General features: G+C 40.5%; 17 protein-coding genes. 9 read left to right on the top strand and 8 right to left on the bottom strand.

Features of this window, described 5'->3' with window-relative positions:
• Positions 1-10 precede the first annotated feature (10 nt).
• A complete protein-coding gene (locus ACZ5OK_RS05530) occupies positions 11-955 on the top strand; it encodes a 3-hydroxyacyl-CoA dehydrogenase (protein ID WP_343840325.1) in 945 nt (314 codons plus the stop codon).
• Between the two features lie 406 nt (positions 956-1,361).
• Here the strand turns inward: ACZ5OK_RS05530 and gdhA are convergent, their stop codons facing one another.
• A complete protein-coding gene (gene gdhA, locus ACZ5OK_RS05525) occupies positions 1,362-2,744 on the bottom strand; it encodes an NADP-specific glutamate dehydrogenase (protein WP_343839971.1) in 1,383 nt (460 codons plus the stop codon).
• Between the two features lie 146 nt (positions 2,745-2,890).
• Here gdhA and ACZ5OK_RS05520 point away from each other — a divergent pair, with 146 nt between their 5' ends.
• Together ACZ5OK_RS05520 and ACZ5OK_RS05515 are read left to right on the top strand one after the other, a co-directional pair.
• A complete protein-coding gene (locus ACZ5OK_RS05520; RefSeq protein ID WP_343839969.1) occupies positions 2,891-3,802 on the top strand; it encodes a LysR family transcriptional regulator in 912 nt (303 codons plus the stop codon).
• A gap of 243 nt (positions 3,803-4,045) precedes the next feature.
• Positions 4,046-6,322: an outer membrane protein assembly factor BamB family protein gene (locus ACZ5OK_RS05515; RefSeq protein WP_343839967.1), complete on the top strand. Its 2,277-nt coding sequence runs from the start codon at positions 4,046-4,048 to the stop codon at positions 6,320-6,322.
• A gap of 698 nt (positions 6,323-7,020) precedes the next feature.
• On the opposite strand, the gene ACZ5OK_RS05510 is transcribed toward ACZ5OK_RS05515, so the two are convergent.
• Entirely contained in the window at positions 7,021-8,196 is a 1,176-nt protein-coding gene (locus tag ACZ5OK_RS05510) for a PQQ-dependent sugar dehydrogenase (RefSeq protein ID WP_343839965.1), read from the bottom strand.
• Positions 8,197-8,458: 262 nt separating this feature from the next.
• Complete coding sequence (locus ACZ5OK_RS05505; protein WP_343840322.1) at positions 8,459-9,799, bottom strand: TrkH family potassium uptake protein; 1,341 nt, start codon at positions 9,797-9,799, stop codon at positions 8,459-8,461.
• Positions 9,800-10,014: 215 nt separating this feature from the next.
• Between ACZ5OK_RS05505 and ACZ5OK_RS05500 the strand changes: the two genes are divergently transcribed.
• The 5 genes from ACZ5OK_RS05500 (at position 10,015) to ACZ5OK_RS05480 (ending at position 12,997) form a co-directional block, all read left to right on the top strand.
• On the top strand, positions 10,015-10,212 hold the full coding sequence (locus tag ACZ5OK_RS05500) for a DUF3231 family protein (RefSeq protein WP_343840320.1): 198 nt from the start codon (positions 10,015-10,017) through the stop codon (positions 10,210-10,212).
• Between the two features lie 240 nt (positions 10,213-10,452).
• A complete protein-coding gene (locus tag ACZ5OK_RS05495; protein ID WP_343839963.1) occupies positions 10,453-10,941 on the top strand; it encodes a small multi-drug export protein in 489 nt (162 codons plus the stop codon).
• A 17-nt stretch (positions 10,942-10,958) separates the two neighbouring features.
• On the top strand, positions 10,959-11,708 hold the full coding sequence (locus tag ACZ5OK_RS05490) for a hypothetical protein (protein ID WP_343839961.1): 750 nt from the start codon (positions 10,959-10,961) through the stop codon (positions 11,706-11,708).
• A gap of 18 nt (positions 11,709-11,726) precedes the next feature.
• Positions 11,727-12,125, top strand: coding sequence for a GntR family transcriptional regulator (locus ACZ5OK_RS05485; protein ID WP_343839959.1), 399 nt, complete (start codon positions 11,727-11,729; stop codon positions 12,123-12,125).
• Positions 12,122-12,997 (top strand): ABC transporter ATP-binding protein, encoded by an 876-nt coding sequence (locus ACZ5OK_RS05480; protein ID WP_464758557.1) that lies wholly within the window; start codon positions 12,122-12,124, stop codon positions 12,995-12,997. The genes ACZ5OK_RS05485 and ACZ5OK_RS05480 overlap by 4 nt, the downstream gene beginning before the upstream one ends.
• Before the next feature lie 103 nt (positions 12,998-13,100).
• Here ACZ5OK_RS05480 and ACZ5OK_RS05475 read toward each other — a convergent pair whose 3' ends face one another.
• The 4 genes from ACZ5OK_RS05475 to ACZ5OK_RS05460 form a co-directional block, all read right to left on the bottom strand.
• Positions 13,101-14,369, bottom strand: coding sequence for a cytosine deaminase (locus ACZ5OK_RS05475; RefSeq protein WP_343839956.1), 1,269 nt, complete (start codon positions 14,367-14,369; stop codon positions 13,101-13,103).
• Entirely contained in the window at positions 14,359-15,633 is a 1,275-nt protein-coding gene (gene codB / locus ACZ5OK_RS05470) for a cytosine permease (RefSeq protein ID WP_343839954.1), read from the bottom strand. The genes ACZ5OK_RS05475 and codB overlap by 11 nt, the downstream gene beginning before the upstream one ends.
• A gap of 393 nt (positions 15,634-16,026) precedes the next feature.
• Complete coding sequence (locus ACZ5OK_RS05465; protein WP_464758555.1) at positions 16,027-17,829, bottom strand: YhgE/Pip domain-containing protein; 1,803 nt, start codon at positions 17,827-17,829, stop codon at positions 16,027-16,029.
• Positions 17,826-19,769 (bottom strand): efflux RND transporter permease subunit, encoded by a 1,944-nt coding sequence (locus ACZ5OK_RS05460; RefSeq protein WP_343840317.1) that lies wholly within the window; start codon positions 19,767-19,769, stop codon positions 17,826-17,828. Before ACZ5OK_RS05460 ends, ACZ5OK_RS05465 begins: the two co-directional genes overlap by 4 nt.
• A gap of 274 nt (positions 19,770-20,043) precedes the next feature.
• On the opposite strand from ACZ5OK_RS05460, the gene ACZ5OK_RS05455 reads away from it, so the two are divergent.
• Positions 20,044-20,610 carry a TetR/AcrR family transcriptional regulator gene (locus ACZ5OK_RS05455; protein WP_343839952.1) on the top strand — a complete coding sequence of 189 codons (567 nt, stop codon included), beginning with the start codon at positions 20,044-20,046 and terminating at the stop codon, positions 20,608-20,610.
• A 40-nt stretch (positions 20,611-20,650) separates the two neighbouring features.
• Here the strand turns inward: ACZ5OK_RS05455 and ACZ5OK_RS05450 are convergent, their stop codons facing one another.
• Entirely contained in the window at positions 20,651-21,175 is a 525-nt protein-coding gene (locus tag ACZ5OK_RS05450) for a GNAT family N-acetyltransferase (RefSeq protein ID WP_343839951.1), read from the bottom strand.
• Positions 21,176-21,193: the final 18 nt, after the last annotated feature.

Genomic DNA, 21,193 nt, shown 5'->3' with positions numbered 1-21,193 from the left:
TGAAACTTCCATCACAAATAAACAGTCCAAGAAAAAATATACAACAGGGGGAATTTACGTGAACTATCAAAACGTCACAGTCGCAGGCAGCGGCGTATTAGGGAGCCAAATTGCCTATCAGACAGCATTTAAAGGATTTCATGTATCCGTTTACGACATGAATCAGGAAGCTGTTGAAAAAGCAAAAGAAAGAATTGAAAAGCTAAAGACCCGTTATCAAAAAGATTTAAAGGCTACTGAGCAAGAAGTGAATCAAGCTTATAGCCGTATATCTTTTCATTCAGACCTGGAAAAGGCGGTGGAAAATGCCGATTTTGTCATTGAAGCAGTGCCTGAGGTTATTGAAATTAAAACAGAATTCTACAATAAGTTAGGAAAAGCCGCACCGGAAAAAACGATTTTTGCGACGAACTCTTCCACACTACTGCCGAGCCAGTTCGCCGAAGCAACCGGTCGTCCTGAGAAGTTTCTGGCGCTTCATTTTGCTAATGAGATATGGAAAAATAATACGGCTGAGGTTATGAAGCATCCTGGTACGGATGAAGGTGTATTTAAAGATGTGATCGAATTTGCCAAATCCATTGGCATGGTAGCCCTGCCATTACATAAAGAGCAACCAGGCTATATTTTAAACTCTCTGCTTGTACCATTATTGGATGCCGCCGAAAAACTGCTTGTGAACGATGTAGCTGATGTGGAAACCATCGATAAAACATGGATGATAGCCACTGGTGCACCAAATGGACCCTTTGCAATATTAGATATTGTTGGAATTACTACTGCCTATAATGTTGTAAAGGACAAAGCCAATAAAACCGGCGATCCTATGTATGAAAAGCTCGCAAAATTCCTGAAAGAAGAATATCTTGATAAAGGAAAGCTTGGTGTGGAAACAGGAGAAGGCTTCTACAAATACCCAAATCCAGCCTTCCTTGAACCAGATTTTCTTAAATAAAGAATGAACAAACCCGCTCGAAAATTTATCTGAGCGGGTTTCATATATGTTTTTAACATATAGCAATAATCTGAAACAAAATCTTAACCAAACTGTAATCCAAAAACTTCGACCTTACGATATAATATTAGGAAAATATGGAGTTGACTTATAAATAAGGGGTTGATCCATTATGTACGTCATTGCAAGAGAAATAAATGGAAAAACAGAAATCCTTAAAGATACAACCAGTCCGTCCTACAAAATCTTTCTTGACCAATCTAGCGCAGAAACCTTCGCTAAAAAACTTAACGTTCACACTCATTCAAGTAAAAAGTGGCACGTAATGGAAACCAGCAGCAAATGATTAAAAAGCATTAGGTCGTAATCTGACCTAATGCTTCATCGAAACGCTTATCAATCTCTTTTAAACCACACCCTGGCTGACCATGGCATCGGCCACCTTTATAAAGCCAGCAATATTTGCGCCCTTTACCAGGTTGCCGGGGTCGCCGTACTCTTCTGCCGCCTGGATGCTATCCTGGTAAATATTTTTCATTATTTCATGAAGTTTGCTATCCACGTCTTCCCTGGTCCACATGATTCTCGTGCTGTTTTGTGCCATTTCAAGCGCAGACACAGATACTCCACCGGCATTCGCTGCCTTTGCAGGAGCAAATAAGACGTCGTTATCAATAAATAAATCAATAGCGTCTTGGGTTGACGGCATATTTGCTCCTTCTCCAACTGCCTTAACTCCGTTGGAAATTAACAGCTCCGCAGATTCCCGGTCTAGTTCATTTTGAGTAGCACATGGCAGAGCAATATCACAAGGGATGGACCATATACCTGAACATCCCTCTACAAACACGGCATCCGGATGTTCATTTTTATATTCATAAATTCGTTTGTTTTCAACTTCTTTTAACTGCTTAATGGTGTCAAGGTTTATTCCGTTCTGATCATAAATATAGCCACTGGAGTCACTGCAGGCAACGACTTTCGCACCAAACTCCATTGCCTTTTCCATGGCGTAGATGGATACATTTCCGGAACCGGACACAACTACTGTGCTTCCCTCGAACTCGTACCCTTTATCCTTCAGCATTTCTTCTACAAAATAAACCGTACCGTAACCGGTTGCTTCTGTGCGTCCGAGACTTCCTCCATAATCCAGACCTTTTCCAGTGAGAACACCTGCTTCAAAGGCTCCGCGCATTCTCTTATACTGACCGAACATGTAGCCAATCTCCCGGGCACCAACACCTATATCCCCGGCAGGTACGTCGATATCTGGTCCTATATGTTTACTTAACTCTATCATAAAGCTTTGACAGAACCTCATAATTTCATCGTCAGATTTCCCTTTTGGATCAAAATCAGATCCACCTTTTCCTCCACCAATGGGCTGCCCTGTTAATGCATTTTTGAAAATCTGTTCAAAGCCTAAGAATTTGATAATACTCGTATTGACGGAAGGATGGAACCGTAAACCGCCTTTGTATGGTCCAAGAGCACTATTAAACTGAACCCGAAAGCCCCGATTCACTCTTACATTTCCCTTGTCATCCAGCCACGGGACACGAAAGAACACGAAACGCTCAGGTTCAACTATTCTTTCCAGGATTCCCTTATTAATGTATGTTGGATTTTTCACAAGCACAGGCAGCAACGAATCAAATACTTCTTTAACGGCCTGCAAAAATTCCGGTTCATACTCATTTCGTTTCTCTACTCTATGGTATACTTGCTGTACATAATCCCTGACGTTTTGTTTCTGTATATCCTTCACATCCTCCATGGTTTTCATGAACATCCACCCCTGTAACTTATTTAAAAATTTAGATAATCTCTTTTTATTGTCATGTTTTCATTTTATAATTAATTAAATGATAGCTTCAATATTAATAATAGATGAAATTAATGCATTAAACGCATTAAATGAGGTGAATAGAAATGGAACACCGTCAAATTAAGTATTTTATGGAAGTTGCTGAAAGAGAGCATGTTACCGACGCAGCGAATGCCCTGCATGTTGCTCAATCTTCAGTCAGCAGACAAATCTTTAATCTTGAAAATGAACTGGGTGTTCAGCTTTTTATACGAGAAGGAAGACGTGTTAAATTAACTCCTATCGGCGAGGTTTTTTTAGAGCGGATGAAGCAGGTCATGAATATGATGGAGGAAGCAAAACGGGAGGTCAAGGAATACTTAAATCCTGAAAGAGGCACAGTACGAATTGCTTTTCCTATTAGTATGGCTGCTTATATCGTTCCTTCCATTATTTTTGCATTTCGCCGGTACTATCCTGAGGCAAAATTTCAAATGAGTAATGGTCTCTATTCCGAATTAATGGATGGTGTCATTAATGGGACCTTTAATCTGGCCATGATTGCACCTATGCCTAAACGGGAACAATCAGAAAAAATTAAAGGGACTACATTGTTCAGTGAAAAGATTGTAGCTCTTCTTCCTATGAATCATCGGTTAGCCAGCCGTTCCTCCATTATGTTACAGGAACTTAAAGAGGATTCTTTTGTTATTCTGCCGGAAGGATTTGTCTTTCGTAAGCAGGTCATGGATGCCTGTGATAATGTAGGCTTCACACCTGACATAGGTGTTGAAGGAAAGGATATTGATGCATTAAAGGGACTTGTGGCAGCAGGGTTAGGTGTAGCGTTGATGCCTGAAATGACCATGGTGGATAACACTCCACGTTCAACCGTTGTTGTACCGATAGCAGACCCGAATTTAACACGTTCTGTAGGTGTCATCTATCCGGCACAACGCAAATTATTGCCAACAGAAGAATTGTTTTATCGCTTTCTCCGTAAAACCTATGAACGATTAAATGAATTTGGAAAATAAGGTTATGAGGCTGGGATGTTCCGGCCTCGAATACTATAGATAAGTTGTCTCTGCATTTAGCTATTCATAATCCCTATTTTTGAGCGAACCTGGGTAATTCCTCTGATTTTAGTCTCCCCGCACCTCCATTTTCCTGAAATTTCTTTATCTTCCCCTTTCCATAACATTTTGGGTAATTTATTCATATTCGGGTAAATTACAACTGAAGAAAACTTGATTATATTAGGAAAGGAGCTTCGCAGAATGAAACGACATACCTGGATCATTACAGGTGTTGCGGTATTGGCTGCTGTTATCATTGCCATTGTTATCATTAGTCAATTCACCGGCCCGGACGATGTCGCAAAAAAACCTGATGATCAGAATAATCAAGAAGAGCAACAGAAAGACAGTAATGAAGAAAAAGACAAAAAAACTCAATTTGAAGCGGAACATCAATCCTTTCAGCATATGGATTATCCGGGAAAAGTATCTCCCAAATTTTCTGCGGAACAATTAACTTCTCCTCCATCTGCAAACTGGATTACAAATGGAGGAAATATTTCCAATGGACGCTATTCACAGCTGGATCAAATTAATGCTTCCAATGTTGCTGACCTGAAGGCTGAATGGGTAACAAGCATGGGCTCAGGCTTCAAGTTTAAATATTCAGGTGAGTCAACTCCAATCGTCTATGATGGAGTCATGTTCAATATTACAGGAGCAAATGATGTACAGGCCATAAACGCCAAAACCGGTGAAATCATCTGGGAGTTCCAGCCTGAGCTTGCGGATGGTCTGGATACTGTGTGCTGCGGATGGACCAGTAGAGGTGTGGCCATAGGTGAAGGAAAGGTATTTGTTGGACTATTGGACTCAAGGCTAGTGGCTTTAGACCAGAAAACCGGTGAAGTAGTATGGGAAACAGAAGTGGATGAATGGGAAAAAGGCCATACCATTGCAAGTGCCCCACTCTACTATGATGGGAAAGTCTATACAGGAATTGCAGGTGGAGAATATGGTATTCGGGGTTATGTTGCAGCGTATGATGCAGAAATGGGCAGACAAATTTGGAGAACCTATACCATTCCCGGCCCTGGCGAAGAAGGCCACGAAACCTGGCCACAGGACAATAACAGCTGGCTTACCGGCGGGGCACCTGTTTGGCAAACACCAGCGATAGATCCGGAATTAGGACAGATTTACTTTTCAACCGGAAATACATCCCCTGACTTAGATGGAAGTAATCGTGAGGGGGATAATCTCTTTGCCAACTCAGTGGTTGCACTTGATGCAGATACTGGTGAACGTAACTGGCACTTTCAGGAGGTTCACCATGATATCTGGGATTTAGATGCAGCAAATCCGGTTGTTTTATTTGATGTGGAAATGGATGGCGAAATGAAAAAAGGAATTGCACAGGCCGGTAAAACCGGATGGGTATATATTCTTGACCGAACAAGCGGTGAGCCTCTGATAGGGATTGATGAGAAAGAGGTTCCGCAACTGGATAAACAAAAAACATCCCCTACTCAGCCATTTCCTAAAGGAGATAATTTTGTTCCACAGGAAGTGACTGAAGAAGACGTAAAAAATGATTTACCAGAAGAATTTGATGGGAAATATGGGAAGTTATTTACACCATTCTGGGACGAACCAATGACTGTAAAACCATCGCCTCAAGGTGGTGGAAACTGGCCGCCGTCCGCTTACAATCCGAATACAGAGTATTTTTATGTTCTTGGGAATGACAACTATTTTTCTTACGCTCACTATGCCGATGATGAAGAAAACACCTATGAACAGGGAAAAGAGTATTTGGGCAGTGTATGGCAGCCTGTTGAAAACTCGCCAATGCGAAGTACTGTCACAGCCATTGATATTAAAACCAATAAAATCGTATGGCAGAAAAACTGGGACACCATTGCCTACAGTGGTGTTCTAACAACGAAAGGAAACCTTGTATTTGTCGGTCACAATGACGGACGAATCATTGCCTACGATGCAAAAACAGGAGATCATTTATGGGAGTTCAAAACAGACGCAGGTGCAAATGCGCCACCTATTACGTATGAAATTGACGGAAAACAATATATTTCTATATTCTCCGCAGGAAATTCCCTGGCTGGTACAAAACATGGAGATAAAATTTATACGTTTTCCCTGGAAGGCCAGTACAATTCGGCAGAGGACATCCCAAAGGAAGAAATCAATACGTCTCCTTTAGCCGAGAAACGTGAAGAGCATGAAGAACATGAGGAGCAGGATTCAACCGAAACTCAGGATGAAGGCAATGCCTCTCTGGATCAGGGACGTACCATTTATGAAAACAACTGCTTATCCTGTCATGGAGATCAGGGAGCAGGTGGTCATAACGGTCCAAGCATCAAAAATAGTGACATCACAAAGGATCGGGAAAAGCTAATTGAGCAAATCAAAAACGGAAGTGGAGGCATGCCACCATTTGGAGGTACATTATCCGAGGATGAAATCAATGTCCTTTCCGATTATATTATGGAAAAACTAGCCAATAAGGAATGAACAAAGGCGGAAGCGCCCGTTTATCCAGCTGCTCCTCCCAGGCCCCCAAGCGGTCATAAGCAGAATACCCTACATGGCCAAAAAGCAGCCACTACGGATATTCTGCTTAAGTTGTCGGGCCTAAACGGGCGCCTCCGCTTTTCTTGTCCAGCTGCGGCTCCTAGGTCAAGGCGGATATAAGCCAAAGCCATTCCGTGGCCAAACCCATGCCACTACATGACTTCGTCTTATCCCGCATGACCTGAACAGTCGCCTCCGCTTTTCTCTGTCCAGCTGCGGCTCCCAAGCCCAAGCGGTCATAAGCAGAATACCCTACATGGCCAAAAAGCGGCCACTCCGGATATTCTGCTTATGCCGTCGGGCCTAAACGGTCGCCTCCGCTTTTCTTATTAGCGACGTACGGACTGGACTGAGCCGGAGGAGATAAAGTGAAACTTCAATCAGTGGGGGGCATCCCCCACTGATTGTTAGTTGAACAAATCGGGTGTCTACGGGCTGTTGACCCTCACTTATTTCTAACAGGGGTCTTACAGCCAGTTAACACGCGGAAAAGGAAACACGACGAACTGTGTGAGTCGATGTTGACTTATCGGACGGAGGTGAAGGAAGTCTCGCTAGTCGCCGGGCGCTGGAGCCAGACGAAAAAAGGTAATCGTTCCCTTATAGGGGCGATTACCTTTTCCCTTTTCATCGTTTCATTAATCAGCGGAAACCTCTTTGGTTAAGGAAAGCTGTAATAATCGGTCATCTTTGGCTGTTGGTTCACCATATTGGTCATTATTGCTAGTTATCGTAAAGATACTTCCATTTTCAACCAGTACATCGCGCAGTCTACCTGCTTCGTCATAGAATTCAGTCGTTTCACTGCTTTCGATGTCATAGGTGAATATCTGCTTGCCTGCCAAAGATGCTACATATAGTCGACCATCAGAATAGGCCATTCCGGCTGGTGCCCAGGTATCTTCACCTGAATGAGCAACAGGTGCCTTCATCCCGGATTCTTCCTCATTTCCAGTAATTTCCGGCCATCCATAATTCTGACCTGCTTCAATCAGGTTAATCTCATCATGGCCATCTTCACCATGCTCAGAGCTATAAAGATTTCCTTGTTCATCCCAGGCAAGTCCCTGAGAATTTCGATGACCATAGGAATAGACGTACGAATTCTCAAATGGATTATCCTGTGGAACTTCTCCTTCTAGATTCATCCGTAAGATTTTCCCTGCCAAATTGTCCAGATTCTGTGCTAACTCCGCCTGTCCTGTATCTCCAGTAGTTGCATAAAGAAAGCCATCCGGACCAATTTTCAGTCTTCCGCCATTATTTACTTCTCCACCAGGGATGTTTTCCAGAAGAACATTTTCTTCCTCCCAAGTGTTATCTTTTAATGTTAAAGAGACAATGCGATTTAGAACCTCTCCATTTTTAGAGTAGGTATGGTAGGCATACGCCCTGTTTGTCTCCTTAAAGTTCGGATCGAGTGCAAAGCCAAGAAATCCACCTTGTCCTTCATGAAGAATATTCTCGGATACTTGAACATCCTGCACTTCTACCAGACCTAATTCCCCGTTAATTTCAATAACAGATCCTTCCCGCTGACTCAGATAGAAGGTTCCTCCGTTTTTGTTAATCGTCCATGGAATAAATAAGTTATTGGCTGTTATTTTGCCATCATCGGTGGCCGTAACCTCAATTGATTCCTCTGACACTTCAACAGCATCCTGATTATACGGATCCTCAGTCTGAGTCTGTCCATCCGTTTCTGCATTATCATTCGTCTGTTCATTATTCATTACATTTACTATAACGACAATTCCCAGGACAACAAATATTCCCAGGAAACTGAGAAACATAGATTTTTTCAATTCAAACACCTCTTAATTTTTTTATTTTTACCTAGCATGTACAGAATTTAGAATATTTAAACGGTTATTTCCCCAGTTTTCAAAAAATTTCTGCATTATTTCATATAGAGTACGGATATTGAACATCACGCTAGCTATGAAATGAAAAAATAAGAGTATTAGAAAGGAATATCAACTTAATCGGATAAGGTGCCAATCTTTAAATGTAAAAAGGCATGCAACCATAAATGTTTATGGATACATACCTCTTTCTCCTTATCCCCCTTCTTGATTATCCAACAATCAGTGGTTCTTTTGGATAATGGTATGCTGCCTCCCGTTTACTTCTACTAAATAAAAATAAGAATGTTAAAATGCCAATTCTCCCTAAAAACATCAATGCGATAATCACAATTTTACCAATCATACTTAATTCAGGAGTTATACCCATGGACAAACCGGTCGTACCAAATGCAGAGCTTACTTCAAACAGGATCTGCATCATAGTAAAATTTTCCGTTTTTGCCAGTATCATGATTGCTGTAAAGCACAATGTTAAAGCCAGAAAAGTGACAACAACTGACTTTCTGATATCTTCTTCATGTACCTCCCGTTTAAATACTTTTAATCCTTTTTGTCCCCTCGCAAATGAGATAATCATCAATACAATGACAGCAAAAGTCGTTGTTCTTATCCCACCTCCAACTGAACTGGGAGAAGCCCCGATAAACATTAAAAAGCATATTCCCAATAATGTCGCATTAGAAAACTGACTGACATCCATGGTGGATAATCCGCCATTCCTAGTTGTGGATGACTGAAAAAATGCATAGAAAAAAGACTCATGCCAGCTTTTCCCTGCAAAGAAATGATTAAATTCAAACAGTATAATCATAACTGTACCTACAACCATTAATGAAAAAAAGGTAACGGTTGTTAATTTCGTATACAGGGAAAAGTGAGATCCGTAGTTCCGATCTCTATTTCTTATATATTCCTTTAGTTCGATGAGTACCGGAAACCCTATTGCTCCCAGTGTTAATAAAATAATATTTATAAACTGAACAAAATAATCCTGAGCAAAAGGAACCAGGGAGCTTCCAGTAATATCAAATCCAGCATTTGTTGTAGCACTGACTGAAGCAAACAGCCCCTGTAAATAAGCTTCCTGCCATGTATCAAAATAGGTAAGAAAATAAGTTCCTAATATAATAGCACCAAACATTTCAATCATTAAGATGAGGAGCAGTATTTGTTTCATCAGATTAACCAGACCTGAAAATGTAGACTGGTTCTGATCTGTTTTTATAAGCTGTCTTTCTTTAAGCCCGATCTTTTTCCCTATTAATAACCACAAAAAAGTGCCCAAGGTCATAATTCCAATTCCGCCAAACTGCAGGATAAACAACAAAATAAAGATTCCTGGTGTACTTAATGTGTCAACAATGGATACAACGGAAAGCCCAGTAACACTTACCGCACTAACTGCTGTAAAAAGGAGATCTACAAAGCTCCAATTTACCCCGGGTTTTAAGGCAAATGGTAAACTGAGCAAACTAATCGATACCATAACTGCAAAGACATAAAATAACGCAATACTTTGAGCAGCTGATAGATTTATTTTTCGATACATAAACAAAAGAACCGTCCCCTCAATAGAAGTAAAATATGAGATTGATTTGTTATTACTAGTAAAATCTACTCCCCTTCTGTAGAGATGTCAATGACTATTTTTATAGAATTTTTTTGGCCACAATAGCTTTCATGTTTTAATGTTTTTTGCTTCTTATTTGGATGGATAATGGCAATTTAAACTGTAAAAAATACCTATAAAAGAGGAGGACATCCATAAATTATGGAGCAGCCATCTCCATGTCTATGTGCTGGGATATTACATCAGAATATTCCAGGCAGTTGGCTAAGATTGGTCAATTTGCTGAGGACGGAGCAAATATCATGATTAACCAAGAATGGCTCGAACGTCCACCTGATGCAGCGGATCGGGGAGAATTTATCAAGCATAAGAATGATGAAGCATCTGCATGATTGCAGATGTTTCCTTTTTTCCTTTCCATATTTAAAGCAACTGATAATTTAATCCGCCGAGTAACAGCCCTATAATATTCTCCAAAAATCAATCCCTCCTTCTTTTCCACTTGAACCTTCCTCACTTTAGCCATGAGGTTAACATATTTTTCAGAATTTTTATTAATTTCGGTTGATTTTTTTATTGTTATACTGTATATATAAATATATACACCTTAACAGTTAAAGGGGGAAATATCAGTGAAATTGCTTTGGGCATATACTCTTGTATTTATTTTATCTGCTATTCCGTTTTTTGAAGCCTTTGGCGTCATACCAATTGCTTCCATAGCCGGACTATCCATTACATCTGTTATGCTACTCGGATTAACCGGAAATATTGTAACGGTGTTTCTGGTTATCATGTTTGTGCATCAAATAAAATCATGGCGAAAAAGACGCCGGGAAGATAAAGACAAAGGAGAAAGCAAACGTTCCGTGAGAGCCCAAAATATATGGAAGAAATACGGTTTGCCTGGATTAGCTATGCTTGGTCCTTTATTCGTTGGCAGTCATTTAACCGCATTAATCAGCATGACATTAGGAGCTACAAAGAAGAAGGCCTTCATTTGGACATCAGCAAGTATTACAACATGGAGTATTGCTTTTACAGTGTTACTCCTATACGGTATCGACTTTTTAAATCTTGAGGACCGTGGTCTTATTAATGTATTTCAACCAGCCGAATAAAAGAGAGGTGATGAACGTTGTTGAAGGATGCAATCTGGCTCGCCACAAATGAATACAAACAGAATATAACAGCAGTTTTTATTACATTTCTGGCAAGCAGTATACTTGGCTTTGCTCTTGGGGGCTTCTTCGCGAATTCTGATAATATCATTATAAATATTAGATCCACTTCGGTAACACCTTATTTACTTGACTTTATGATTATTGGTACTGCCCCCGCTTTCAGTTCACTTTTCATGTCCAAACCTTATTTAAGCTATAAATCAGCAAAGGAAAATCCATACTTAAAGCGAATGGCAGCGCTTCGTACCTTACCCATTACGCTTTCCGTATTAACATTAAGTCGGACCATATTTATGATTTTGACTTTGTTAACGATGTCCTTTGCATTTTTTGGAAGCATAGGTGTCCTAATTGCTGTGATACCGGATAACGTTTTAACCCTATTCACAATTTCTGAACTGATTCTATTAATGATTGTGTGGTTTGGATTCATGCTTGCAGTAGGTGGTTTGAGCCCCTTTCTGGAATACGGCACCAGTGGAAAAACCCTTCATATCATTCCGTTCATTTATGCAGCCATCATCGTTATCGCTGTAATCCTTTTTTATCAATATTTCTCAAGTGGAATTGCAGAGAATATCGTCGGATTAGTAAAAACAGTCGGATGGCCTGTAGCTTTATTGTCAATGACTGTCGGGATAACAAGCTGTTATGGCTGGAACCGATTACTGCAACAACGAATGGCAAAAAAAGATTTCTTGTAGAAGGGAGTGTCCTCTCCTATGAGGATACCTATCCAAGTATCCAATGAAAGCAGAGAACCTATATATTATCAAGTCGAAACGCAAATCAAAACACTTATCGTGGGAGGTAAGCTTCCTCCTGGGACCCCACTTCCTTCCATAAGGGCTTTAGCAAGTGACTTGGGCTGCAGTGTTATTACCACCAGACGGGCATATCAAAATTTAGAAATGAATGGCTTCATTCAGACGATTCAAGGTAAAGGGACTTTTGTCCGTGAAATAAAAAATAATCAAATAAGTCAGTCCCGACAACAGATTCTTCATGATGCATTTGAAAAGGTGGTTCAGCAGGGAAAACAAATGGGCTGTTCGAGTGAGGAATTGAACGTTATTTTTTCAAATATCGTAAACAAAACATTTAACAATGGGGGATTATGATGCATGCCTTAGAAGTAAAAGATTTATCCAGAAGTTTTAGGAAGTTTAAGATTGGTCCACTGAACTTGACGGTTGAACAAGGATCGATAACCGGACTGGTGGGTGCTAATGGCTCAGGAAAAACAACATTTTTTCGTTTGCTGATGAAGGTTTTAAAAAAGGACTCCGGACAAGGGAAAGTTTTCGGAAAGGACTGGTCAAAAAATGAGGACGAATGGAAGAAGCAAGTCGGTTACGCAGGTGAACTGCTGAGTGGGTATCATTTTTTAACAATAAGAAAACTGGCAAAGCTGATTTCCCGCTGGTATCCAGCCTGGGATCATGAGCAATTTGAACAGCTAAGCAGACGGTACGACATTGATCTGGATGAAAAATATGAAAAATGTTCAAAGGGTACAAAGAAAAAAATTGATTTTATTCTTTCTCTATGTCACCATCCATCCCTGCTTCTGTTAGATGAACCAACAGCAGGAGTAGATATTGTTTCACGAAGAAAAATGAAAGAAGATATTCTTACGTTTATGGAGCATGAAGAGAAAAGTGTAATTCTGGCTACACATACCATTGACGAAGTTCATCAGCTTTGTGATGAGATTAAGGTGTTGGAATCAGGTAAGATCGTTCATTCCTTTAATAAAGATGACATCTATGAAAGCTGGGCAAGAATTTGGGTTTCGGAGTTATCAGATAACCTGAAACACCACCCTAATGTTTTGAAGCTTGAAACTTCCCCACCGCAAATTGTTACCAATCACAGAGCTAGCATAGAGGCTGTATTACAGACTGAAAACTTGACAGTCTATCAAATCCACAGACTATCTTTGGAAGAAGTGCTGGAATATTTAATAGATTACAAAAAGAACGCTCTATGAAAAATTGAAGAGGCTGGGACATGAGTGTTTTCGGAAAAACAATAGATTGGTGCTTAAGCCTGCCCAGGTACTTTATCCCAGCCTCTTCATTATAAGAATATGCTTATTTTGAAAACGTTACTTTTTCCTCATTATTCTCCAGTATTAGTCTGCTGTCACTCGGTTTAGTCTCAGCGATGAGTTTTCCATTTCGGATTGAATAACGAACTGTTGCCTGTTTTCGAATGGCTTCATATTCATTTCCAGCATCCAATACAATCAGGTTTGCAGGCTTTCCTTCCTCTATACCGTACTGGTCCTCAATATTTAACGTCCTAGCACTATTGCTGGTAATGAGGTCCATAGCATCCACAATCTGCTGATACCCCATTAATTGCGTCACATGAATGCCCATGTGAAGCACTTGCAGCATATTCCCCGTCCCAAGAGGATACCAGGGATCAAATATATCATCATGACCAAAGCACACATTTATACCTGCTTCCTGCATTTCCTTCACTCTTGTGATTCCTCGGCGCTTTGGATAGGATTCAAACCGCCCCTGCAAGTGGATATTCACCAGAGGATTGGCAACAAAGTTCATATTCGACAGCTTAAGGAGTCTGAAAAGTTTTGAAGTATAAGCATCATTATAAGAGTGCATAGCTGTCGTATGACTGGCTGTCACCCGGCTTCCCAGTCCATACCGGTGGGCCTCTGCTGCTACTGTCTCAACAAAACGGGATTGTTCGTCATCAATTTCATCACAGTGAATATCTATCAGGCGATGGTATTTTTCAGCCAACTGAAAAGCAATCTTCAATGATTCAACACCATATTCCCTGGTAAATTCATAGTGTGGTATACCTCCAACCACATCGGCGCCCATTTTAAGTGCCTCTTCCAGGAGTTGTTTCCCATTCTGATACGATAAAATTCCTTCCTGGGGAAAAGCCACCAGCTGTAAATCCACAAAGTCTTTCATTTCCTCTTTGACTTCCAAAAGAGCTTTCAGGGCGGTTAAGTCCGGATCGGTTACATCCACATGAGTACGAACATGCTGAATCCCTTGAGCGACTTGCCATTTCAGAGCTTTTTCGGCCCTGATTTTTACATCCTCAACGTTCAAAGTCCTTTTTCTTTCAGCCCAGGTTTCAATTCCTTCAAATAGTGTTCCACTTTTATTCCATTTTGGTTCACCCGCTGTTAAGGTCGTATCTAAATGGATATGCGGTTCGATGAAAGGCGGAAGAACGAGCCTTCCACCCGCATTGATTATTTGATGATTTTGATTATCCACTATTTCTTGCGTTATCGTTTTAATGAATCCATTTTCCAGGATAAGCTGCCATTGACCTTCTTTTCCTCGTAGCTTAGCATTTTTAATAATCATATTTCAGGCCACCTTTTTTTACATTTGATGAAGCTGTTTGGTTTACCTTCTCTATTAAAATAGATAATCCAGCATAAATGATGACGGATCCGATCATTCCATTCAGAGGGGGAATTCCCGGCAATAATTGTGCTGCAGCAAAACCTGATCCCCAGGCAATAATGGCTGGCCAATTGACGGTTTTAAAAGTCATCTTTTCGAATGAGTCATACTTTCCTTTGTTTAAGAGAAAAAAGTCAGCAAGGAGTATAGCTCCAATCGGCGGTAATGCTCCCCCGAGCAACGTTAACCATCCCACAAAATTGTTATATAGCCAAAGAGCAAATATCGTACCTGTGATGCCATTAAAGATAACTACCTTGCTTTTTTTGATTTTTGTAATGTTTGAAAAGCCCAGCCCTGAGGCATATAATGAGTTATCATTTGTCGTCCAGATGTTTAATCCCAATACAATGATGGCCGCAACGATAAGTCCCTGTGTGAACATGACTTCAGAAATATCCGAAAACCCGGTTGCCATTGCCCCGATGGCTCCAAAGGTAAACATCAGCGTGTTTCCGATAAAAAATGCAATTAAAGTGGTAATAACCGCAGAACGTCGTGTTTTTGCAAAACGGGCAAAATCAGGGGTTAAAGTTCCTCCGCTTGCGAAGGAGCCCACACAAATCGTAAGGGCAGCCGCCAGACTAATCGTCTCAGCCGGTTCATATTGCATCAGGCCGGCGACTCCTCCCACTGTATCTACGGCTTTAAACACAGAGAGACTTCCCAAAATGGTAATGGCCGGAACCGCTGCAAAACTTAAAATGGCCAGAGCCTTCATTCCATAATAAGCAGATGCTGTCATAACCAAACCGGCCATGATTATAATCGGCCACATTTCAAGACCTGTTACTCTTTGTACAGGAACGGCAAACATCGCAAGCCCTACCCCAAACCAGCCAACCTGTGTTCCACCTAGCAGAAAAGACGCTAGATAAGACCCTTTTTCACCAAAAGCATAGCGGGCCAATAAATGGGTGGATAAACCAGTTTTCGCCGCAATATAGGCGAGTGCACCTGTATAAAGTCCCAGAATTAAATTTCCGGCTAAAACAATCCAAATAAACTGCTCCATTGTGAGTCCTGCTCCAAGTTCACCACCTGACAGCATGCTGGCGGAGAAAAATGTAAATCCCAGCATCACGACAAACATCTTCCAAAATCCATTACGCTGATTGCCAGGCACTGCCTGTAATGAAAATTCATGATCTGTTTGTTTCATAACCAATTCCTCCTAAATGATTTAGTAGAATTGGTACCATGTAATCGGACAACTAGAATATAAATCCTTTTTAATAATGGCCATAAAAAAAGCTCCCTGCCATTATCTGACAAGGAGCTTTTCCGATGGGTACAGGTATGCACAGGTATGCACAGGTAAACATAAACGCATACTTATGCCTGCGAAAGAATAGACTTCACCCACTATTCCAATTATCCGACGCCCTTGTCAGCCTCACTGGACTGCTCTTAAAGGTACCAATATGTAATTTTCACTATTATTGCAGGAAAAATAAAAAAAGTCAAGGTGCCTGTCACGACCCGAATTTTGTCGAATGATAAATACTAGATACAAAAGCCCCTGTATTCCTATTAAAATACAGGGGCTTTTTTCTTATCTGAATAAATCTAACAGGCGATCCCAGAATCCCTTTTCTTCTTCCTGTTCCTCTTGTTCGTTTTCCTGTTCATCGTCATCTTTTTTAATACTTTCTGTTTTGATAACAAACTGAACGTTGCTTACTTTTTCATTCTTAGGTGAAACAAAGGATACAGGATCAAAATCTGATTTATCGTATTCATTCATCATGCTGTCAATTTCGTTTTGCATTTCGTCAGGCAAATCACGTGTTGATTCAGCGAGTTCAGATGTTCCTTCATGAAGCTCACTCACGCCATTTTCCAATTCACTGGTTCCATCTGTTAAATCTGTGATGCCCCCGTGCAATTCACCATATGAAGTAGATAATTCGGACACACCACCTGTGTATTCAATCAGACCGGAATGGAACTCTTTATAATTTGATGATAGTTGACTTAATCCTTGCTGCAATTCTTGCATGGATTTATTCATATCTGAATTTTCCAGGCTCTTCACGATACCATCTATTTCATCTTTTAGCTTTTGTAATGATTTAACCGTTTTTTCTATAGACGGACCTATAGCTGGCTGCTTCTCCCCATTACCCTCAAAGTACATGGTTCGAACCGTTTGAGCTGCCTTATAAGTTTCGACCAGTTGATTAATAACTTGAGAATCTGCATTACTTCTATTCAACTCAGCAATCTCTGCTTTACTAATATCATAGTCTGGAATATTTCCAATTAATTGGCCCAGCAGCTGATTCGTCTGTGACAATCCGGTTTCGGTTTCTTCCAATCCTCCAGCAATTTGCTGAAGTCCGGACTTTAATTCATTTAAGTTGGCGGAATTATCCTCACCAGAACCGCTCTCTAATGACTTACTCATCTGATTCAGAGCATTTTTAATCTCTTCTGATCCTTTAATCATATCAGACGAGCCACTATCCAGCTCTTTAATGCCTTTTTTATACTCAGCCGAACCATCCTGCAGACTGGCAGCACCTTCATTTAATTCTGAAATTCCATCATTCAGATCGGCAACACCATCATTAATTTCAGCTGTGGCATCAGATAGTGATTTCATATCCTCTGTCATTTCACCTGAATCGGGTTCTTCAATGGACATTGAGGATGGCATCCCCGTTATTTCGATGCCGGCCATTTCTAAATCAGTAACATCAGCTTTCACCACAAAGCTTTCTTCCTTACCCGGCATTACTGTGAAAGTCACTTGCTTGTTTTTCCCGGCATTCGCAATCATGCCGTTTTCTGTTTTGATATTCTGATAGATTTCCGAGTCTAATGGAAGCGAAATTTGCAGCATATAGTTTTCGAAAAAGACAGAGTCGGCCTTCTCATTTTTCTTTGTTTCAATATGAATGGCAAGTTTTCCATCCTCACCTAAAATGTCTTCAGGGTTAACCTTTTTTCCGTCTAATTTATAGGAAATATTGATATCCCATGGCAGAGGCTTTTCATTTAAATTTCCCTGGTAATAAAACTGATCTTCTGTTGCTTCAAACTCAACCTTGTTACCGTCCAGATGAATCTCTTTTAAATTCGTTAAATTTTCCACACTTGTATATGGACCATGATCTGTCAAATTTCCATGCTGATCAACGGAAAAGTTGTTGACCACATATATTTCTTCCTGTTCACCATTCGCACTTAAATTAGCATAGACAACCTCACTTTTCTCAGAATAGGTGCCAGCTTTTGCTTCCCTGTTATTATCTGAAGAAGAATCGCCTGATGTTGCTGAAGCAAGTGTTGTCGGTAAAATCAGGAGAAACGCCATAGATATGGCCGTAAACCGTTTTAATTTCATCATCATTCCTCTCCCTTATCAAAATTTGCTCTGAATGTTGTTTTTCTAATGACCCGATCGAACAGCACCAGCATAGCCGGCAGAACGAACACGACCATAAGAAACGCAAGGAGCGCACCTCTGCCTAGCAGTAATCCGATCGATGACACAATTGGATTTGTTGATGTGAAGGATAATATAAACCCGACACTGGAAAGAATGGATGCGGAAATAAAGATCGCAAAAATCTTTCCATCAATGGTCTTCTTAATAGCCTTCATGGCCGGCATTTCCCGACGGTTTTTCACATAATTCTCTGTAAACAGGATTCCATAGTCAACCGTCGCCGCCAGCTGTACCGTACTGACAATCAAATATCCCACATAAACCAGTGGTGTATCCATAAAGTAAGGAACAGACAGGTTTAACCAGACAGCTGATTGTATAGTTAACAACAGGACGACTGGAATGGAAATCGATTTGAATGTGACGAGTAAAACAACGGCTATCGTAATAACGGTCAACAAATTTACTACGGTATTATCCTGTTCAACCGTATTCTTCATATCATACAGGGTCACACTCTCTCCAAGTAAATGGACCTCATCGTAGTAGGATTCTGTCGTATTCCGAACCTCCTCTACTAATGTAAAGGCTTCGTCCCCTTCAGAATCCGTTTCAGTGTTCAGAATGATTCGAGCATAGTGATCCGAGTAAAATTGCTCTGTTGTTGACTCCTCCAGATATTGCGGTGGAATGGCCGAGCTGACCGTATTCACATAGGAAACGACACTTGACACATTCGGAAGGCCCTCTAAATGCTGAACGAGTTCTTCTTCCTTTGCCATATCTCCTCTTGGAACAAGAACAACCATTTGTGTGTTTTTCCCAAACTCTTCCTGAATAGCTGCCGCGTCTGCACCAGCACGTGTGTTTTCAGGCTGCTCCCCTGTACCATAAATAAAGTTGGTTTGGCCCTGAGCTAAAAATGCAGGGACAATCAAGAGTAACAATAAAATGAAACTCGGAATTCTGAATTTCATAACCCATTTCCCAATGTTTTTTAATTCCGGAACAATAGGCTTATGCTGGGTACGGTCAATCCACTTATAAAACATCAGAGTAAATGCAGGCAGAAACAGGATGACACTGATAAAACTTAGTGCGATTCCTTTTACCAGGTTAAGCCCTAAGTCTGCACCAATTCCGAAATCCATAAAAGTCAGGGCAATAAATCCAAAGAATGTTGTGGATGCACTGGCTGCAATGGCCGGAAATGATTGTTTAACAGCTAGTTGCATTGCCTCATTTGGATTGGACACCTGTTTTCGATAATCGGAAAAACTATGCAGTAAGAAAATGGCATAGTCCAGGGATACAGCCAGCTGCAGAATAGGTGCTACAGACTGGGTAACAAATGAAATTTCCCCAATAAAAATATTTGTGCCTAAGTTGATTAACACAGAAATTCCGATCGCTGTTAAGAAGAATAACGGTTCCATCCAGGAGTTTGTGGATACAATTAAAATAATGATGATAATCGGAACTAAGATTAAGGCTGCATTTAGTGACTCCTGACCAGCCATTTTCTGTGATGTTGCGGTATCAACCGCTTCTCCTGTAATGGCATTTTCTTCACCAATCAATTGGTATATTTCATCCGTAACGGCGACTTCATCCCCTTCACGGACGTGAATCGAAAATAGCGCATTTTTATTTTTATAATAAGATTCAACTGTATCCGGATCGGCCATTTCAATTGGTGTTTTTACATCTATGGCATCATCCAGCCAGCTGACATTTGATACACCATCAATGGCTTCCAGTTTTTCTTTATAGTCCAGGGCTTCTGTTAAGGAAACATCACGGACCATCACTCTGGCGTTTGCAATCGGATCATCAAATTCTTCTTCCATAACATCCATGGACTCCATAGAAGGCGTATCATCCGGCAAATAATCAACCATATTGTAATTCACAGATACAGTGAACTGTGCAATTGTACTAATGAGCGCAACGAAAATAAACACGATGACAATAGGTTTTTTATGTTTAATTATTCTTGCTGACAAATCAATAAGGCCTCATCCTCTCTTGCAATATCCCCTTTATCCATTTTAATATTATAATAGACAGTGTGTTGGATAATCAACAAACAGTTTTATAAATTCCGTCAGCTATTCAACACATTTTTCATTTGTGTTGTATTTCACGAAAAATGATTCAAAAGGGGCTAAAACGATGAGTGAAAAATTGGACCGTCGAAAAAAATATACACGTAAAGTATTAAAGGAAAGCTTTATTTCATTACTGGCTGAAAAACCGATAGCTTCCATTACTGTAAAAGAAATCTGCGAAATAGCAGATATTAATCGTTCGACATTCTACACTCACTATTCCGATCATTATGATTTAATGGAAAAAATAGAAGAGGAAATCATTGAGGATTTAAGTGAATACTTAAACAGCTACAGCTTTACCATTGACGAGGAGTCCCTGCAGATGACACAAAAACTGCTGGAATATATCACAAGAAACCAATTTATGTTTCAAACCCTTCTAAGTAAAAACGGGGACCCTACTTTTGAGGAGCGTCTGATGGAAATCGCCCAAAGCTTCATGATAAAAAACTGGGGATCGGCCAATCAGTTAGACGAGCAACAATCCCGTTATTTCAGTACCTTTGTTGTCAGCGGGGCTATTAATGTCATCAAGGATTGGATTGAGGGGAACATGGGAAAGTCCCCTGAAGAAATGGCTGTGATGATTAATCATTTTGCGAATTATGGTGTGTCTTATCTCGAGTAAAGCAATGTGATCTCATTCCCCAACCTCAACGTTTTACTAATCAGGAGTGTTCTGTTCGTTCCTTCCCCATAATCACAAATGGTTCACTCGGCTCATTCGGAAAAAAGGGTTCTTTTATGACCTGCCAGCCCAGCTGTCTATATAAATGCTGTGCAGCATGGTTATTTGCCTGAGTGGTAAGTATAGCTGTTTTATGGTTGATTCCCTCCAACAAATGACTTGCCAACATCCTGCCATAGCCTTGTTTTCGATACAATGGATCAACCAACAGCTCAACAAATTCAAAGCAGTTACAAAACCATTTTTCTTTCTCTTCTGAACGGAACTCCCTGATTAGTAAACTGTTATAATATTGCCCTGGCAGAGATGTGTACCCATAGGCAAAACCGATTATTTCGCCTTCTCTATTTTCAGCAGCTAACCCTTTATACCCCTCATAGGTTGTGTGCTTTAAAAAGTTTTTATAAATAGATTGATGATCCTTTAGTCCCCAAACCTTTTGGTAAAGATTCGCTAACGTATGCATTGTTTTTTCTTCCCCATCTATTTGTATCAAATCTTTCATCCTATCCCTCCATATCCC

Source organism: Salinibacillus aidingensis (genome assembly GCF_055393355.1).
The sequence above is the reverse complement of the archived record's forward strand: the minus strand, read 5'-3'. Positions and strand labels throughout refer to the sequence as shown.

What these genes read in the sequence shown, in the direction of transcription:
- ACZ5OK_RS05450 (WP_343839951.1), bottom strand. Translation starts at nt 21,175, where the DNA reads ATGAAAGATTTGATACAAATAGATGGGGAAGAAAAAACAATGCATACG.
- ACZ5OK_RS05465 (WP_464758555.1), bottom strand. Translation starts at nt 17,829, where the DNA reads ATGATGATGAAATTAAAACGGTTTACGGCCATATCTATGGCGTTTCTC.
- ACZ5OK_RS05480 (WP_464758557.1), top strand. Translation starts at nt 12,122, where the DNA reads ATGATGCATGCCTTAGAAGTAAAAGATTTATCCAGAAGTTTTAGGAAG.
- ACZ5OK_RS05505 (WP_343840322.1), bottom strand. Translation starts at nt 9,799, where the DNA reads ATGTATCGAAAAATAAATCTATCAGCTGCTCAAAGTATTGCGTTATTT.
- ACZ5OK_RS05455 (WP_343839952.1), top strand. Translation starts at nt 20,044, where the DNA reads ATGAGTGAAAAATTGGACCGTCGAAAAAAATATACACGTAAAGTATTA.
- ACZ5OK_RS05520 (WP_343839969.1), top strand. Translation starts at nt 2,891, where the DNA reads ATGGAACACCGTCAAATTAAGTATTTTATGGAAGTTGCTGAAAGAGAG.
- ACZ5OK_RS05485 (WP_343839959.1), top strand. Translation starts at nt 11,727, where the DNA reads ATGAGGATACCTATCCAAGTATCCAATGAAAGCAGAGAACCTATATAT.
- ACZ5OK_RS05475 (WP_343839956.1), bottom strand. Translation starts at nt 14,369, where the DNA reads ATGATTATTAAAAATGCTAAGCTACGAGGAAAAGAAGGTCAATGGCAG.
- ACZ5OK_RS05460 (WP_343840317.1), bottom strand. Translation starts at nt 19,769, where the DNA reads ATGGTTGATTATTTGCCGGATGATACGCCTTCTATGGAGTCCATGGAT.
- codB (WP_343839954.1), bottom strand. Translation starts at nt 15,633, where the DNA reads ATGAAACAAACAGATCATGAATTTTCATTACAGGCAGTGCCTGGCAAT.
- gdhA (WP_343839971.1), bottom strand. Translation starts at nt 2,744, where the DNA reads ATGAAAACCATGGAGGATGTGAAGGATATACAGAAACAAAACGTCAGG.
- ACZ5OK_RS05515 (WP_343839967.1), top strand. Translation starts at nt 4,046, where the DNA reads ATGAAACGACATACCTGGATCATTACAGGTGTTGCGGTATTGGCTGCT.